The organism is Flexivirga meconopsidis (assembly GCF_026162425.1).
In the GTDB taxonomy this organism is placed as follows: domain Bacteria; phylum Actinomycetota; class Actinomycetes; order Actinomycetales; family Dermatophilaceae; genus Flexivirga; species Flexivirga meconopsidis.
In genome coordinates this window covers 216,308-231,429 of the sequence record NZ_JAOBQJ010000002.1, presented here as the reverse complement: position 1 = coordinate 231,429, position 15,122 = coordinate 216,308, and the positions used below count along the sequence as shown (strand labels likewise).

Below are 15,122 nucleotides of genomic sequence, written 5' to 3'. Positions count from 1 at the left end.
TGGGAAGGATTCGTTCATGAAGCGCACAGCAGTCGTCACCATCGCCACCTCCGCCGTACTCGCTGCGGGTGCGGCGGTCGCGGTCTCGCCCGCCGAAGCATCGGGCACGCTCGGCCGATCGTCGGCACCGAAGGTCGTCGTGCCGAAGGCCGCAGCACCCTCCGCGAACCAGCAGATCACCGCTGCCGTGCGGCACAGCAAACTGCTCGGGGCGGTGTCGGCCGACAACATCACCGTGAGCGGCATCAAGTTCGCCGCGAGTGACAAGTCGTGGGCGGCCGCGACAGTGACCCCGAAGAACGGCCAGACCGACCCGGCGCAGGTGGTGCTGCACAAGACCGGCTCCACCTGGCAGGTGCGTGACCTCGGCACCTTCGGGGTGGGCTGTGGCTCCGCTCCGGCCGCGGTCCGCGCGTCGCTCGGATTGCACGGGCCCTGCTGATCGACGGTTGACTAAGGGGCGCCACGGACACGCTGTCCGTGGCGCCCCCTAGTTTTGCCGCATGATCAGTACCCTCGCGGTCAGCGGCTATCGGTCACTGCGCGATGTCGTCGTCCCACTCGATCGGTTGACCGTGGTGACCGGCGCCAACGGCAGCGGCAAGTCGTCCCTCTACCGGGCCCTTCGGTTGCTGGCCGATTGCGGCCAGGGCGGGGTGATCGCCTCGCTCGCCAGGGAAGGCGGGCTGCACTCGGCGCTCTGGGCCGGGCCCGAGTCCCTGGCTGGTGCCCGGCGCGGTGCGGCGGTGCAGGGCACCGTGCGGAAGGGACCGGTGAGTCTCCAACTTGGTTACGCCAGTGACGATTTCGGCTACATGGTGGACCTCGGGCTGCCGCAGCCCACCGGGTTGCCGACGGCTTTCCAGCGCGATCCGCAGATCAAGCGGGAGCGGATCTTCAGCGGCCCGGTGATGCGACCGGCGACGGTCTCGGTGCGGCGCACCCGGGGCCTGGTCGAGGCGCGGGAGGGCCGCTCATGGTCGGAGGTCACCGACGGCTTGGCGCCGTTTCGCAGTGTGCTGACCGAGTATGCCGACCCGCAGGTCGCGCCCGAGGTGTTCGCGGTGCGTCGTTCGATCCGGTCCTGGCGGTTCTACGACGGCTTCCGGGCCGACGCGGAGGCGCCGGCGCGCCGGCCCCAGGTCGGCACCCGGACGCCGGTGCTGGCCGACGACGGTGCCGATCTTGCCGCGGCGGTGCAGACGATCAATGAGAGTGGTTTCGACGACCTGCAGACGGCGATCGCCGACGCTTTCGATGGCGCGCGGCTCGAGGTGGTCGTGCATGACGGGTTGTTCGATCTGGCGCTGCACCAGCCCGGGATGCTGCGTCCGCTTCGGGCAGCCGAGCTGTCGGACGGCACCCTGCGCTACGTGCTGTGGGCAGCAGCGCTGCTCACCGTGGACCCACCCGAACTGATGGTGCTCAACGAGCCCGAGACGTCCTTGCACCCGGAGTTGCTGCCGCCGCTCGGGCGGTTGATCAAGCGTGCGTCGGAGCGTTCGCAGGTGCTGGTGGTGACACATGCCGGGCCGTTGCTGAACGTGCTGGCGCCCGGCACGGGCGGGACCTGCGAGGTCGTGCTCGCCAAGGATCTCGGTGAGACCCGCGTCGAGGGTCAGGGACTGCTCAGCCGTCCGGCATGGGAGTGGGGGACGCGCTGAGTTTCCCCTCGTTGCAACGGGTTTGCGGTGTCAGGGTGCGTCGGTCGTCAGGTCGGGTGCGGCGCTGCTGCGCGATCAGCCGGTCCCAGGCAGCGAGTTCGTCCATCACCGACTTTGCCGGCGGGCTCGAGACGATGAGCGTTTCGGCCTCGTCGCCACGAGGGACCTCACCGGTGCCGGTGCTGAAGGCGATCACCAGCACCTTGGTGGCGCCGTCGGCACGGAAGCCGCGGACCGCCCGCGTTGCCCCCGCAAGGACCGACGCCAGGATCACCACCGGGCGCCCGACCACCCGGTCGTGTGCGACTCGCTCCAGTAGCGTTGCGGTCCGGCTGAGCAGCGCGCCTTGCTGCGAATGCGTTGTGGTGCGGACCGGTTCGGACATGGCGTGACTGTAGGGAAGGCGAGTGCGCGATCGCATGCGAGATTTCGGCGCGGTGGCGATCGGCGAACATTCCGGATCGTTGGGCGTTGCATGCTGGTCGAGTGGGCCGAGCCGTGTTCCACGCTGATCGAGTTGGCCGACCCGCGCACCGAGCGCCTGGCCCGCTGATCGAGTAGGCCGAGCCATTTCCACGCTGATCGAGTAGGTCGAGCCGCTAGGCGGGCCGTATCGAGATCAGCGGTCTGTTAGTCGGCGGGGTGGGTGGTGTAGACGTGTCCGGTGGGGCTGGTCCAGGTGCAGGCACCGTCGGGGGTCATTGACACGGTCCAGCCGGTTTCGTGTTTGGCGCGGTGGTGGTGTCGGCAGAGGCATTGCAGGTTGTGGGCTGCGGTCGGACCGTCCGGATACGGGGTGACGTGGTCGAGGTCGGTGAGTGTTGCGGGTCGGGTGCAGCCGGGGAATCGGCAGTGCTGGTCACGGGCCCGCACGAATCGTGCCAGGCGGGTGCCGGGGGTGTAGGTCTGGTTAGCGGTTTCGGCCACCGTCCCGGTGTCCGCGTTGACCAGGGCACGGGTGATCTTGGTGCCGAGCAGGCGGGTGAGTTCGCGGATCGCGTCAGCGGGGATGACCCCGACACCGGGGACGTGGACGTCACCGAGCCGGTACCGCGCGGGGTTCGCGGTGGGAGCGGGAGTTTCACTGGGTGTGGACTGCTGGGAGCGGATCCGATCGGGTGGTGGTCGGGTGCCAGTGCGGAGCGCGGCCTCGAGCACCTTGGCTTTGAGTTGGCGTTCGGCCCCGCTGATCGGGCGGCAACTGGTCGGGCGGCAGGTGTCGAGGTCGAGGACGACCGAGTTGATCGGGAGTATGAACTCAGGCGGACCGGGCGGTCGTGCCTTCGATGTCCACGCGCCGACGGCTCCGGGTGTCGCGTCGGTTGCTGCTGTGTCGTCGATGATGCTCGGCCGGTCCAGCACGCCGACCCCGCCGCCCACGCCCGTGCCGGTTGCGTCACTCGTGCCCGTCGCACGGTGGCGGCCGTGCGCTTCGGTCCCGCCAGTGCCGGCCTCCGGACTCGTGTTTGTGGACGCGGCGGTAGCCGGGTGGAACGGCACGTGCAAGACGAGCTCGGCGGTCACCCGCACATCGGACAGCACGAGGTCGGTGAGGGCGTCGACCCTGCACTCGCCCAATGTTTTGGTTGTCGTGGTTGTCTCGTGCAGGGTCTTTGCGTGCGTGTTGATTGCGGTGATGAGTTGCGCCGCGTCCAACGCGGGCAGGACGGCGGTGAGGGTGGACATGCCTGGTTCCCACTGGGGTGCGACGGTCACGTCGGTGGACTCTCGTCGTCGTGCCGCCGCAGCGTGGTCGGCTGCGACCGGTGCGTGCTGGGTCAGTAGGCGCCCGGTGCGGCGGCGCAGTTTCGTCGATGTCGAGGTCTCCGGGGCGCTGGCCAGGATCTCGGCCTGGATCGCGTCGGTGATCTTCGCGGCCAACCCCGGTGTGTGGGGTCCGTCAGCTGATTCCAGGGTGCTGACGGTGTCGGCGAGGGCGTCGCTGACCGCGATCACTTTCCGTCCCTCCAACTCCCCGGTCCCGGCCTGGTGGAGCAGCAGCGGCGTGTGACGCACACTGTCGACCGCTTGGGTGAGTCGCAGGCTGGTTTGCCGGTCGGTCCACCCCAGCCGGGCACCGACTTCCAACGGTGTCCACGTGTCGGGGCTTTCGGGGTGTTTGTCGTATTCGCGTTGCGCGAGTTGGTCCAGCCGCAGGGTTTGGGTGGCCCAGGCGGAGTTTTGCACCTGCTGGGTGGCGAGCACCTGATCGAGCAACTCGCCATCCGAAAGACACGTGCCGTCGCCTGGTGTGCCGTTGGCGTCGTGGCGGGCGTTGTCGAACGCGGCCCGCAGCAGCGTCTGTGCGGCCTCCAAGAGTTCGCTCGTGGTGGCAGCAGCGATCACCTGGTTGGTGAGTGCCTGCTGCAGCTGGGACATGCCCAAATCATACACGTGTTCGATGTGGTTGGGAAGGGTGCACAAGGCTGAATCGTGAGTGTTTCCAGTGTGATTCGTGGGATCAGGCGGGGGTTGTCGCTGGCGGGTGGGATGGTGTTGCGTGGTGGAGTGGGGTGGTCTCGATACGGGCTCCCCCGCTTCGCTCCTCCGCCCTACTCGACCAGCCCCCACCGGCCCCAAGGGCTTCGCTGCTTCGCCCTACTCGACCACCGCCAACGGAAGGTTGCAGAAGGGGGCACGATCAGGTGCGTGGCGAGATCCTGAGCGGGGCGAGGGGCCGCGTGAGCGGCCCTATGCAGCGAAGCGGAGCGCCAGCGGAGCGAAGCGGAGTGAGGCCGCGAGGGCGGTCCCTCGTCCCGCGGCACGCGCGTTGATCCCGCGGCCAGCCAGTCATCCCGCGGCGCGCGTTGATCCCGCGGCCGGCACGTACGCCAGCAGCGCGGGAACCGCGACGTCGCACCCACTCACGCAAACGGATAGCGCCTGGTCAACCCAGGAAGCGCCTGCGTCGCACGAGCAGTGAGCCGGCCGCCGAGCGGCGAGACACTCACGTCCCCAATGCCTTTCGCCGGTTTCTGCCAGGTCGCAACGGCGCGTCCTCCGTCGATCAGCACCGGACGGAAGACGCCGTTCCGGCCCGGCACGACCTGGTCGGCGACGGACGGCGGCAGGGTGGGGGAGCGGTCGGCATACCCGAGCAGGATCTCGTCGAAGGCGGGCGTGAGCAGCGGTCGCAGGGTCGCCGAGCCGAGCGATTCCCACGCGGCCAACGTCGCCGGATCCAGGTAGTAGGTCGTCTCGCCGACATCGAGCGACGCCAACTCGCCGCGCACCTGCTCCCACACCGGCGAGAGATTCCGCTGCAGCAGCCCACTCCACCACCGGAAGTCCGCGACCGTCGCCGGGCCGTGCGACCGGAAGTAGCGGACCGCCCACTCCGCCACCGACTGATCGCGAGTTAGCTTGCGACTGCGAGGAATCCACTCATCGAAGAGCACGAAACCATGCTGCTTGCCGACCATCGGCCCCAGCACGATCACGCCGTCCAGCGACAGCGCCTGCACCAGATGTATGCCGCGCTGACCCTCGGTAGCGATGCCGTGCTGTTGCCAGAGGGCGAACAGCCCGGCGCGGTCCAGCCGCCCGCCGCCACGAAGTGCAGCGACGGTGACCTCGGTCGCGCGCGCGACGTCACGCGGCGTGATGGCCAGCTCTGCATGCCGCCGCTTGCGCGCCCGGAGCGTCGGCTCCCGGTTGAGCGACAGCATCCACGCCAAGTCCTCGGCCGCGACCAGTTGCAGCGTGCCGCGCATCGGCCACGACCGGACGAGTTCGCCTGCGTTCACTGCGCGTTCGACCTCGGCGACCGAGGTGCCGGACCGCAAGGCCACCGCGCACCGTGCGCCGGCGAAGTCCTGGGCCTGCGAGCAGGTCATCCACCGCACCGCGTCGGTCGGTGTCGGGCACGCCGGCCCGACGAGGCGCTGCGCGATCAGGCGCAGGCGGGCGATGTGGTCGCGTGGCGTCGTCATACCCGGCAGCCTAAGGAAGCGGGCGGACCAAAGCTGTCCGCTTCGATCAGCCGGTCAGGCCGCACCGGCCTCGACCGTGAAGCCGCGCGCCCGGAGGCGGTCGGCAAGGACGTTGCCGAGCGCGGTCGCAGGCGTCAGAACGCCGCCGTTGAGGCCTGTCGGCAGGGGGCACTCGTCCCGCTGCAGCGCCAGGCTGAGCGCGCTCTCACCGAGCATCACCGCAGTCGCCGCATAGCCCGGATCACCTTGTGCTGCAACGATGCTGCGGTACGCCGCACCGGTGGATGTCGTGCTGCGTACCTCAGCCTTGAACCAACCCGCGGCGCGTGCCTTCTCGTCCGGTCCTTCGCCGGGCGACGGCACGACCCGCTCGACCAACGGGCGGATCGGCTTCAGGTTCAGCGCGCCGAATCCGATGCCGAGCCCTCCGGCGAGCGCCACTGCGGCGAGGCGGCCGCCGATGCCCTTGCCGGTGCGTTGCACCTCCCGGTAGCGAAAGCTCTTGCCGTAGGCGTGCCCGAGGAGGGCGTTGCTCCGTCGTACGACCCGGGTGTTGAAGGTCGCCATCACGAAAGGTGCTGTCCACGCGTCGATTTCGGGGGAATGCCGGACGGCGACCGAGTCGCGCCATTCGCCACTCGGCTCCGCCGCGCGGTCCGGGCTGAGCGAGAACTTGTCGGTGGCGACCTTCCGCTTCGTCTTGTCGGCGCGGATCTCGTCGAGCTGGTTGATCGCCGACGCAATGGTGCCGCCGCTCGCACCGCCCTTCATCGCCATGTGCAGCGTCGTGTCACCGAGCTCGCCGGCGTCATCCGCGCGCGCGGCCTCCGCCAGCACGAGCACTCCGAGGTCGGACGGCACCGAGTCGAACCCACAGGAGTGCACGATGCGGGCGCCGGTGCGGTTCGCCTCCTCCTGGAACTGGTCGATCGACTCGCGCACGAAGAGAACCTCGCCGGTCAGGTCGACGTAGTCGGTCCCGGCGGTGGCGCAGGCGTCCACCAGCGGGAGGCCGTACTTCGCGTACGGGCCGACCGTGGTGATCACCACGCGAGTGCTTTCGGCCATCGCTCGCAACGATGCCGGATTGCTCGAATCCGCAATGACGACAGGCCAGTCGGCAGCCGCGCGCGGTAGCTCCCGGCGCACCGCCTCGACCCTCCCGCGATCGCGCCCGGCGAGGGCGATCCGGGTGCCTTTCGGCGCGAATTTCGCCAGGTGTTCGGCGGTCAGCCGACCGACGAAACCGGTCGCGCCGAAGAGGACGATGTCGTGCTCGCGTTCAGTCATGTCTACGAATGTAGTAGCAGGACGGTCGCTCAGGCGAGGGGCAACGACTTTTCGGCAACCCGGGTCACCCTGTCGTGCAGCGCGATCAACCGCTGCTCGGAGGGCCGCGGCGGCGGTCCGACGACCTCAACCAGCCGGCAGGTTGCGTATGGCGCGGACGCCGCCTGATAGTCGCGCAGCCAGGAACCCCATTGCCCCTCCGCGTCAGGGTCCGCCGGCGGCCAGGCCGGCGCGGACGCACGCAGTCCGGCGCGCCACGGCTTCGGCGTGAGCCGCGCCCGGCAGGTCTGGTATTTCCGGCACAGCCGGGCGTACACCTGGTCGGTCGCGAGCTCGTCGAAGAGCGTGGCGGCACCGAGGGAGTCGGGCGGCAGGCCGGTGCCGGTGAGGATGGCCCGGAAGCCGCCGAAGGTCTCGTAGACCCGCACCCCGACCGACGGATGCGCTGACGCGAACTCACCGATCTGGCGCAGTGCCAAGGTTTTCGGGCTGTTGGTGCTTTCCTCGGGGCGTCCGAACGCACGCCGCAGCAGCCGCCGCCCGTGCTGCGCGACCGTCTGGCGGACGTCGACGTCGGCGATGAGGAAATGGTCGGTGTTGAGCACGTCGGCGCCGTAGCGATTGCGCGACACCACCCCGATCAGCACGCCGGCGTCGTCGCGCTCCTCGTGCAGGGTCAACTCGCGCGGCGGCGCCCAGCCGTAGGAGCCCCTGATCGTGCCGTCGTGCACCGCGGCCAGGAGACGGGCCAGCCGGTCGTACCCGACGGCGCGAGCGTCGTCGAGCGACCGGCTGGACCAGCCCCAGGCCGTCTGGCTGCCCTTGCGCGCGGCGATCCAGTATTTCGGAAGCGGCTCCACGCGGGTCAGTGAACCAGAGTCGTTGACATCAGTGCGTGCTCACGGCGTCGCCGCTCAGAGCATCGACCACGCCTCGGTGAGGACGCCGCGGAGCTTCTGCTCGATCTCGTCGAACTCCGGCTGGCCGATGATCAACGGCGGCGCCAGCTGGACGACGGGGTCGCCGCGGTCGTCGGCGCGGCAGTAGAGACCTGCGTCATACAACGCCTTGGAGAGGAACCCGCGCAGCATCCGCTCGGCCTCGTCGTCGTTGAACGTCTCGCGGGTCTCCTTGTCCTTGACCAGCTCGATGCCGTAGAAGTAGCCCTCGCCGCGGACGTCGCCGACGATCGGCAGATCGTGCAGCTTCTCCAGCGACGCACGGAACTTCGGGGCGTTCTCGTGCACGTGCTGCACGAGGCCCTCGCGCTCGAAGATGTCCAGGTTGGCCATCGCGACCGCGGCCGACACCGGGTGCCCGCCGAAGGTGTAGCCGTGCGGGAAGGACGTGGTGCCGTGCCGGAACGGCTCGAACAGCCGGTCGCTCGCGATCATCGCGCCGATCGGGGAGTAGCCGGAGGTCATCCCCTTGGCGCAGGTGATGATGTCCGGGGTGTAACCGAAGTCCTTGCAGGCGAAGATCTCGCCGATCCGGCCGAACGCGCAGATCGTTTCGTCCGAGACCAGCAGCACGTCGTACTCGTCGCAGATCTCGCGCACCCGCTCGAAGTATCCGGGCGGCGGCGGGAAGCAGCCACCGGCGTTCTGCACCGGCTCGAGGAAGACCGCGGCGACCGTGTCGGGCCCCTCGAACTCGATCGCCTCGGCGATGCGGTCGGCGGCCCAGCGGCCGAAAGCCTTTGGGTCGTCACGGAATTCGGGAGCTGCCCGGTAGATGTTGGTGTTGGGCACCTTGAACGCACCCGGCACCAACGGCTCGAACATCTCCTTGAGCGGCGGCAGCCCGGTGATCGACAGCGCACCCTGCGGCGTGCCGTGGTAGGCGATCGCGCGGCTGATCACCTTGTGCTTGGTCGGCTTGCCGACCAGCTTGTAGTACTGCTTGGCGAGCTTCCACGCCGACTCGACGGCCTCGCCGCCGCCGGTGGTGAAGAAGACCCGGTTGAGGTCACCCGGTGCGTATGACGCGAGTCGCTCCGCGAGGTCGATCGCCGGCTTGTGGGCGTAGGACCAGATGGGGAAGAACGCCAGCTCCTTGGCCTGCTTGGCGGCCGCCTCGGCGAGCTCCTCGCGGCCGTGACCGACCTGCACGGTGAACAGGCCGGAGAGGCCGTCGAGGTACTTCTTGCCGGCGTCGTCGAAGATGTAGGCACCCTCACCGCGGGTGATCAGCGGAATGTTGGCGCCGAGCCCGCCCTGGTCGACCGGTTCGTAGACCGACTGCCGGGTGAAGTGACCCCAGAGGTGGTCCCGTGCGGCCTCCTGGCGCGGCGTGCCCGCAGGAGTCAGATCGGTGGATTGCGCTGTGGTTGTTGTCATCTCGTTCCCCAGTCGTAGCGTTGTTTGGCGAGTTTGAGGTAGACGAAGGTCTCGGTGTCGGCGACACCGGGGATCGCCCGGATCTTGGCGGTGAGCAGGTCGAGCAGGTGGTCGTCGTCGACGCAGACGACCTCGACGAGGATGTCGAACCGGCCCGCGGTGAGCACGATGTAGGCGACCTCGGGCATCTCGTTGAGAGCCACCTGCACGCCGCCCAGATCGCCGTGCACGGTCAGGCCGATCATGGCCTGCCGGTCGAAGCCGACCTGTGCGGGATCGGTGACCGCGACGATCTGCAGGACGTCGGAGTCGAGCAACCGCTGCACCCGCTGGCGGACCGCCGCCTCGGACAGGCCGATCTCCCGCGCGATCGCCGAATAGGCGGCGCGGCCGTCGGACTGCAGGTGTCCGATGATCGCCTTGGACACGTCGTCGAGCGCCGGGCGGGAAGATGTGCGATTTGGCTCGGCCATGCCTGCATGTTGCCACGAGTTGTGACGTTAATCAACCATTCGACCACGGATTTCGTTGCTGGAGTGGGCTGGTGATTATGCTTTGGGTATGGCGTTGAGCGCGTTTGATCTGTACTCCGTCGGCATCGGGCCGTCCTCCTCCCACACCGTCGGTCCGATGCGGGCCGCCAAGACGTTCGTCGACGGCCTGGCCGACACCGGAAAGCTCGACGCCGTGCGTCGAGTCGAGGCCCAGCTCTTCGGATCGCTCGGTGCGACCGGCCACGGGCACGGCTCGGACAAAGCGGTCGTCCTGGGCCTGGAGGGCGAACAGCCCGAGACGGTCGACACCGACTCCGCAGACGCCCGTGTCGCCGAGGCACGCACCCGCCATACGCTGCGATTGGGCGGGACCCACGAGATCCCCTGGGATCCTGACACCGATCTGGTGCTGCACCGGCGCAAGTCGTTGCCGGCGCACCCCAACGGCATGCAGTTCGATGCGTATGACGGGGGCGGCGAGCTGATCGCGAGCCGCGTCTACTACTCGGTCGGCGGCGGCTTCGTCGTTGACGAGGAGGCGACCGGCGCCGACCGGGTGGTGCTCGACGACACCAAGGTGGAGTTCCCGTTCTCGACCGGTGCGCAGCTGTTGGAGATCTGCCAGCGCGAAGGACTGAGCGTCGGCGAAGTGATGCTGCGCAACGAATTGTCCTGGCGCACCGAGGACGAGGTCCGCGCGGACCTGCTCGCGCTCTGGCAGGTCATGGCGCAGTGCGTGCGCAACGGCATCGGGCACGAAGGCGTGCTGCCCGGCGGGCTGCGCGTGCCGCGCCGCGCGCCAGAGCTGCACCGGGAGCTGACCAAGGGCGCACTGCGCGACGACCCGCTCAAGGTCATGGACTGGGTCAACCTTTACGCCCTCGCGGTCAACGAGGAGAACGCCTCCGGCGGTCGCGTCGTCACCGCGCCGACGAACGGCGCCGCCGGCATCATCCCGGCGGTGCTGCACTACTACGTCAACTTTGTCGACGGAGCCGACGAGGACGGCATCGTGCGATTTCTGTTGGCAGCAGCGGCAATTGGCATCCTCTTCAAGGAGAATGCGTCGATCTCGGGCGCCGAGGTCGGCTGTCAGGGTGAGGTCGGCTCGGCCTGCGCGATGGCCGCCGGTGGTCTCGCCGAGGTCATGGGCGGCACCCCCACCCAGATCGAGAACGCCGCCGAGATCGGCATCGAGCACAACCTCGGCCTGACCTGCGACCCAGTCGGCGGCCTGGTGCAGATCCCGTGCATCGAGCGCAACGCGATCGCCAGTGTCAAGGCGATCAATGCCGCCCGCCTCGCGGTGGTCGGCAGCGGGGTGCACACGGTCAGTCTCGACAAGGCGATCAAGACCATGCGCGACACCGGCCGGGACATGTCGGTGAAGTACAAGGAGACGGCACGTGGCGGACTCGCGGTCAATGTGATCGAGTGCTGACATGGCTCTCGTACTCGACCTGACCGGACGCACCGCACTCGTCACCGGATCGACCCAGGGCATCGGTGCGGCGATCGCCACCGCGCTGGCCGACTGCGGGGCACGGGTGGGTGTCAACGGCCGCAGCGCCGAGCGGGTCGAGCAGGCCATCGCCGAGCTCGCCGCAGCCACTCCCGACGGTGACTTCGTGCCGGCGGTGGGTGACGTCACGACTGCCGAGGGTGCCGACCAGGTGCTGGCCGCGACCGGCGATGTCGACGTGCTGGTCAACAATCTCGGCATCTTCGGCAGCGCCGATCCGGCGACGATCTCCGACGAGGAATGGCGCCGCTACTTCGACACCAACGTGATGAGCGCGGTGCGGCTGATCCGCTCGACCGTGCCCGGCATGATGAAGCGCGGCTGGGGCCGAATCCTCAACATTGCCAGCGACTCCGCGATCGCCATACCCGAGGAGATGATCCATTACGGGATGAGCAAGACCGCGCTGCTGTCGGTCTCGCGCGGCTTCGCCAAGCACGCCGCGGGCACCGGCGTGACGGTCAACTCGGTGATCGCCGGCCCGACCCACACCGGCGGCGTGGAGGACTTCGTCTACGAGCTGGTCGACAAGGACCTGCCGTGGGAGGAGGCGCAGCGCGAGTTCATGCGCAAGCACCGCCCGCAGTCGCTGCTGCAGCGGCTCATCGAGCCGGCCGAGATCGCCAACATGGTCGCCTACCTCAGCTCCGACCTCGCCTCGGCGACCACGGGCGCGTCGGTGCGGGTCGACGGCGGGTATGTCGACAGCATCGTGCCCTGACCCGGCCTGACCGGAGCGGGCGGCCGCGACCGGCGTACCGTGATTGCATGCGCATCGAGCACGTCGGCTTCGACCCTGACTTCGTCGACTACCAGGCCGCCTGGGATCTGCAGCGGCAGGTGCATGCGGCAGTCGTGGCGGGGGAGCAGCCCGACACCACGCTGCTGCTGGAGCACCAGCGGGTCTACACCGCGGGCAAGCGCACCGCGCCGCACGAGCGGCCGTTCGACGGCACCCCGGTCATCGACGTCGACCGTGGCGGCAAGATCACCTGGCACGGCCCGGGTCAGCTGACCGGCTACCCGATCGTGCACCTGCCCGACCCGGTCGATGTGGTCGGCCACGTGCGCCGGCTCGAGCAGTTGATGATCGACGTCTGCGGTGACCTCGGCCTGGAGACGACCCGGGTCGAGGGTCGCAGCGGCGTCTGGCTGCCGGCCGGCGACGGCAAGCAGGAGCGCAAGATCGGTGCGATCGGCATCCGGGTCAGCCGGGACGTGACCATGCACGGCTTCGCGCTCAACTGCGACTGCGACCTGTCGTGGTCGCAGGTGATCGTCCCGTGCGGCATCCCCGACGCCGGGGTCACGTCGCTGACCGAGGAGCTCGGCCGCGACGTGACCGTGCGTGAGGTGCTGCCGTTCGTCGAGAAGCGGCTGCCCGACATCCTCGCCTGACCGCTATGGGGCCAGGCGGTGCAGGTCACGCGGGAAGAGCGTCACCTCCCGCACATTCGCTGCCCCGGTGAGCCGGGCCACCCAGCGCTCCAGCCCGATCGCGAAACCGCCGTGCGGCGGCATTCCGTGGTCGAATGCCTCAAGGTATGCCGAAAACTCCTCTGCCGACTGCCCGCTCGTCGCCAGTGCGGCGCGGTAGTCCGCCGGCCGATGCAGCCGTTGGCCGCCGGTGCTCAGCTCCAGCCCGCGGAAGAGCACGTCGAAGCTGTTGGACCATCGTGGGTCGTCCGGCTGCGGGTGGGTGTAGAACGGGCGCTTCGCCATCGGATAGCCCTCCACCACAAGGAAATCCGAACCGTGAGTCTCCTTGGCCCAGACCCCGAGTGCTCGCTCGTGTGCCGGCTCGAGGTCCGGCTCGTCCGGTGCGGCACCGACCAGCCGCAGCGCCTCCCGAAAATGTATGACGGGCAACGCTTCCGGCACCTGCGGGACGTCGACGCCGAGCAATTCCACCGCGTCGGCGGCACGCTCCCGGACAGAGCTGAGCATGCCGGCGAGCACGGTCCGGAACATCGCGATCACGTCGCGGTGACTCTCGATGAAGCCGAATTCGACGTCGAGAGAGGTGTATTGGGCAAGATGCCGGACTGTGTCGTGCGGCTCGGCGCGGAACACCGGACCGACCTCGAAGACCCGCTCGAACACTCCGACCAGCATCTGTTTGTAGAGCTGCGGCGACTGCGCGAGATAGGCCGGTCTGCCGAAGTAGTCGAGCTGGAAGACGTTGGCGCCGGACTCGGTGGCCATGCCGACCACTTTCGGGGTCGACACCTCGGTGAACCCCTCGGAGTCGAGTGACGAGCGGAAGCCATGCAGCGACGCCGCAGCCAGTTGCCAACGGGCTCTGCTACGCGGGTGTCGCAGCGCCGCCGCTGCGTGGTCCAATCTGGTTGGCAGTCCTTCGGATTGGGCGGGTCGCCAGAGCTCGACCGGTGGGGTGAGTGATGGTTCGGTGGGTGGCTCGATGCGTGGCTCAATCACCTCGAGACCGCCGGGTGCGGCGTCGTTGGCGGCCAGCCTGCCGCGCACCTGCACGACCGACTCCTCGCCGAGCGTGCCGATCGCAGCGCGGGCGTGGGGCGCCTTTGCCACGATCTGGGCCAGACCCGAACGGTCGCGCAGCACAAGGAAACTCACGCCCGACAGTTGCCGGCGTCGATGGATCCAACCGGCGAGGGTGACCTCCGACCCAATCGGGATCTGCGCCAGTTCGGCGGCCAGGATGCGCTGGTGCATGTGTATTCACCTCCATGAGAAAACGACTCCCCGGAGGTGTGGGCGATGGGGCCAACTTCGCGGTGCCACCACACCTTCGCCGCAGCGGATGCCGCGACCTCTTGTCCTGCGATCGGCTCGGGGGCGTCACTCCCGTCGTCGCCGTGCGGCGAGATTAGGTCGCCAATCACGGAGGCGACAACCGATTTTCGTCCGCGGCTATGTTGACGTCGTCAAGATTGACGCTCACTGACCGGCAGCCGCACGCTGCCGTCATGACCACCTCAGCAGCCAGCGAACTCATTGTCACCCCACCGGGATTGGCCGGTGTCGTCGTCGCCGAGACAGCGATCGGCGACGCGCGTGGCGCCGAAGGCTTCCTCCACTACCGGCAGTACGACGCCACGCGCCTAGCCCGGGACCACAGCTTCGAGGATGTCTGGCACTTGATGCTCCGCGGGAGTTGCCGACCGGCGACCGTCGTGCGGCGTGGGAGGACGAGGTGGCCGAAGCTCTCGTCATACCAGCGCAATTGGCAGATCGGCTGGGGACTGTCATGCGGGCGGCGGGCAACGACGAGGACACCAACCAACGTGCCGCCCTGCGCACAGCGGCCGTCGTGCCGTGGCTGGTGACTGTGGCACAGTCTCTCGCGAAGGGGCAGGAACCACTCGCGCCGCGACCTGAACTCGGTTATGTCGGAAGCTATCTCGCGACGCTGACCGGCGGTGCTCCGAGCGCCGAACACGTCACCGTGCTCAGCCGTTACCTGGTGCTCACCATCGACCACGGCTTCAACAACTCGACGTTCACTGCGCGGACCGTCGCGTCCACCGGCACCGACCTGACCTCGTGCCTGGTCACATCGGCGCAAGATGGCACCTTGAAGTGCCGGGTCGTCACGCGCTCGGCAGCGTCACGGGTACCGTCTTGTCTTGGTCAAGGCCGGTGAAGTGGAGCGATCCGCTGCGGTCGGGTGTGTCGTCGACGAACCTCCACAGCACCCACCACGGCGACGACGTTGCGTTGACGGTTACGCCGTTAAGTTCTCGGACCTTGAGAACTCTCTCCCCGAGCGTCAATGTCGGGACGATGTCTGTTAGGAACCCGGACGGGCTGGTGTCGCCTGGGCCGTCAGATTCGATGAAGAAGGTAACTTCTACCGAACCATCTGTAATCTCCGGTTGCGCGAGGCGAACCTTCGCACC

General features: G+C 68.5%; 14 protein-coding genes and 1 pseudogene. 7 read left to right on the top strand and 8 right to left on the bottom strand.

Annotated elements, in window-relative coordinates; all coding sequences use genetic code 11:
• Positions 1-16 precede the first annotated feature (16 nt).
• Together N2M23_RS06510 and N2M23_RS06505 are read left to right on the top strand one after the other, a co-directional pair.
• Positions 17-442: a hypothetical protein gene (locus N2M23_RS06510; protein WP_265444182.1), complete on the top strand. Its 426-nt coding sequence runs from the start codon at positions 17-19 to the stop codon at positions 440-442.
• 61 nt (positions 443-503) lie between these two features.
• Positions 504-1,664, top strand: a complete 1,161-nt coding sequence (locus tag N2M23_RS06505; protein ID WP_265444181.1) for an AAA family ATPase — start codon at positions 504-506, stop codon at positions 1,662-1,664.
• Here N2M23_RS06505 and N2M23_RS06500 read toward each other — a convergent pair.
• The 7 genes from N2M23_RS06500 to N2M23_RS06470 all read right to left on the bottom strand — a co-directional run bounded on the left by N2M23_RS06500 (position 1,630) and on the right by N2M23_RS06470 (position 9,698).
• Positions 1,630-2,049: a hypothetical protein gene (locus N2M23_RS06500; protein WP_265444179.1), complete on the bottom strand. Its 420-nt coding sequence runs from the start codon at positions 2,047-2,049 to the stop codon at positions 1,630-1,632. The genes N2M23_RS06505 and N2M23_RS06500 overlap by 35 nt on opposite strands.
• Before the next feature lie 245 nt (positions 2,050-2,294).
• Positions 2,295-4,043 carry an HNH endonuclease signature motif containing protein gene (locus tag N2M23_RS06495; protein ID WP_265444177.1) on the bottom strand — a complete coding sequence of 583 codons (1,749 nt, stop codon included), beginning with the start codon at positions 4,041-4,043 and terminating at the stop codon, positions 2,295-2,297.
• 485 nt (positions 4,044-4,528) lie between these two features.
• Positions 4,529-5,596 carry a winged helix DNA-binding domain-containing protein gene (locus tag N2M23_RS06490; protein ID WP_265444176.1) on the bottom strand — a complete coding sequence of 356 codons (1,068 nt, stop codon included), beginning with the start codon at positions 5,594-5,596 and terminating at the stop codon, positions 4,529-4,531.
• Positions 5,597-5,650: 54 nt separating this feature from the next.
• A complete protein-coding gene (locus tag N2M23_RS06485; RefSeq protein WP_265444175.1) occupies positions 5,651-6,886 on the bottom strand; it encodes a saccharopine dehydrogenase family protein in 1,236 nt (411 codons plus the stop codon).
• A 29-nt stretch (positions 6,887-6,915) separates the two neighbouring features.
• A complete protein-coding gene (locus N2M23_RS06480; RefSeq protein ID WP_265444174.1) occupies positions 6,916-7,746 on the bottom strand; it encodes a hypothetical protein in 831 nt (276 codons plus the stop codon).
• Between the two features lie 54 nt (positions 7,747-7,800).
• On the bottom strand, positions 7,801-9,225 hold the full coding sequence (locus N2M23_RS06475; protein WP_265444173.1) for an aspartate aminotransferase family protein: 1,425 nt from the start codon (positions 9,223-9,225) through the stop codon (positions 7,801-7,803).
• Complete coding sequence (locus N2M23_RS06470) at positions 9,222-9,698, bottom strand: Lrp/AsnC family transcriptional regulator (RefSeq protein ID WP_265444171.1); 477 nt, start codon at positions 9,696-9,698, stop codon at positions 9,222-9,224. The genes N2M23_RS06475 and N2M23_RS06470 overlap by 4 nt, the downstream gene beginning before the upstream one ends.
• 88 nt (positions 9,699-9,786) lie before the next feature.
• Here N2M23_RS06470 and N2M23_RS06465 point away from each other — a divergent pair, with 88 nt between their 5' ends.
• The 3 genes from N2M23_RS06465 to lipB are packed head-to-tail and all read left to right on the top strand — an operon-like array spanning position 9,787 to position 12,639.
• Positions 9,787-11,160 carry an L-serine ammonia-lyase gene (locus tag N2M23_RS06465; RefSeq protein WP_265444170.1) on the top strand — a complete coding sequence of 458 codons (1,374 nt, stop codon included), beginning with the start codon at positions 9,787-9,789 and terminating at the stop codon, positions 11,158-11,160.
• Between the two features lies 1 nt (position 11,161).
• On the top strand, positions 11,162-11,962 hold the full coding sequence (locus N2M23_RS06460) for an SDR family NAD(P)-dependent oxidoreductase (RefSeq protein WP_265444168.1): 801 nt from the start codon (positions 11,162-11,164) through the stop codon (positions 11,960-11,962).
• Positions 11,963-12,009: 47 nt separating this feature from the next.
• Positions 12,010-12,639, top strand: a complete 630-nt coding sequence (gene lipB / locus N2M23_RS06455; protein WP_265444167.1) for a lipoyl(octanoyl) transferase LipB — start codon at positions 12,010-12,012, stop codon at positions 12,637-12,639.
• Between the two features lie 3 nt (positions 12,640-12,642).
• Here the strand turns inward: lipB and aspS are convergent, their stop codons facing one another.
• Entirely contained in the window at positions 12,643-13,935 is a 1,293-nt protein-coding gene (aspS, locus tag N2M23_RS06450) for an aspartate--tRNA(Asn) ligase (protein WP_265444166.1), read from the bottom strand.
• 200 nt (positions 13,936-14,135) lie between these two features.
• On the opposite strand from aspS, the pseudogene N2M23_RS20930 reads away from it, so the two are divergent.
• Positions 14,136-14,375: pseudogene (locus N2M23_RS20930) on the top strand (citrate/2-methylcitrate synthase); the annotation flags it as partial.
• 41 nt (positions 14,376-14,416) lie between these two features.
• Complete coding sequence (locus tag N2M23_RS06440) at positions 14,417-14,866, top strand: citrate/2-methylcitrate synthase (protein ID WP_265444165.1); 450 nt, start codon at positions 14,417-14,419, stop codon at positions 14,864-14,866.
• The last annotated feature ends 256 nt before the right edge of the window (positions 14,867-15,122 follow it).

Bases quoted from the DNA above. Each gene is read 5' to 3' on its own strand.
- N2M23_RS06485 (WP_265444175.1), bottom strand. From the start codon at position 6,886: ATGACTGAACGCGAGCACGACATCGTCCTCTTCGGCGCGACCGGTTTC.
- aspS (WP_265444166.1), bottom strand. From the start codon at position 13,935: ATGCACCAGCGCATCCTGGCCGCCGAACTGGCGCAGATCCCGATTGGG.
- N2M23_RS06490 (WP_265444176.1), bottom strand. From the start codon at position 5,596: ATGACGACGCCACGCGACCACATCGCCCGCCTGCGCCTGATCGCGCAG.
- N2M23_RS06505 (WP_265444181.1), top strand. From the start codon at position 504: ATGATCAGTACCCTCGCGGTCAGCGGCTATCGGTCACTGCGCGATGTC.
- N2M23_RS06465 (WP_265444170.1), top strand. From the start codon at position 9,787: ATGGCGTTGAGCGCGTTTGATCTGTACTCCGTCGGCATCGGGCCGTCC.
- N2M23_RS06500 (WP_265444179.1), bottom strand. From the start codon at position 2,049: ATGTCCGAACCGGTCCGCACCACAACGCATTCGCAGCAAGGCGCGCTG.
- N2M23_RS06470 (WP_265444171.1), bottom strand. From the start codon at position 9,698: ATGGCCGAGCCAAATCGCACATCTTCCCGCCCGGCGCTCGACGACGTG.
- lipB (WP_265444167.1), top strand. From the start codon at position 12,010: ATGCGCATCGAGCACGTCGGCTTCGACCCTGACTTCGTCGACTACCAG.
- N2M23_RS06460 (WP_265444168.1), top strand. From the start codon at position 11,162: ATGGCTCTCGTACTCGACCTGACCGGACGCACCGCACTCGTCACCGGA.
- N2M23_RS06475 (WP_265444173.1), bottom strand. From the start codon at position 9,225: ATGACAACAACCACAGCGCAATCCACCGATCTGACTCCTGCGGGCACG.
- N2M23_RS06495 (WP_265444177.1), bottom strand. From the start codon at position 4,043: ATGTCCCAGCTGCAGCAGGCACTCACCAACCAGGTGATCGCTGCTGCC.
- N2M23_RS06510 (WP_265444182.1), top strand. From the start codon at position 17: ATGAAGCGCACAGCAGTCGTCACCATCGCCACCTCCGCCGTACTCGCT.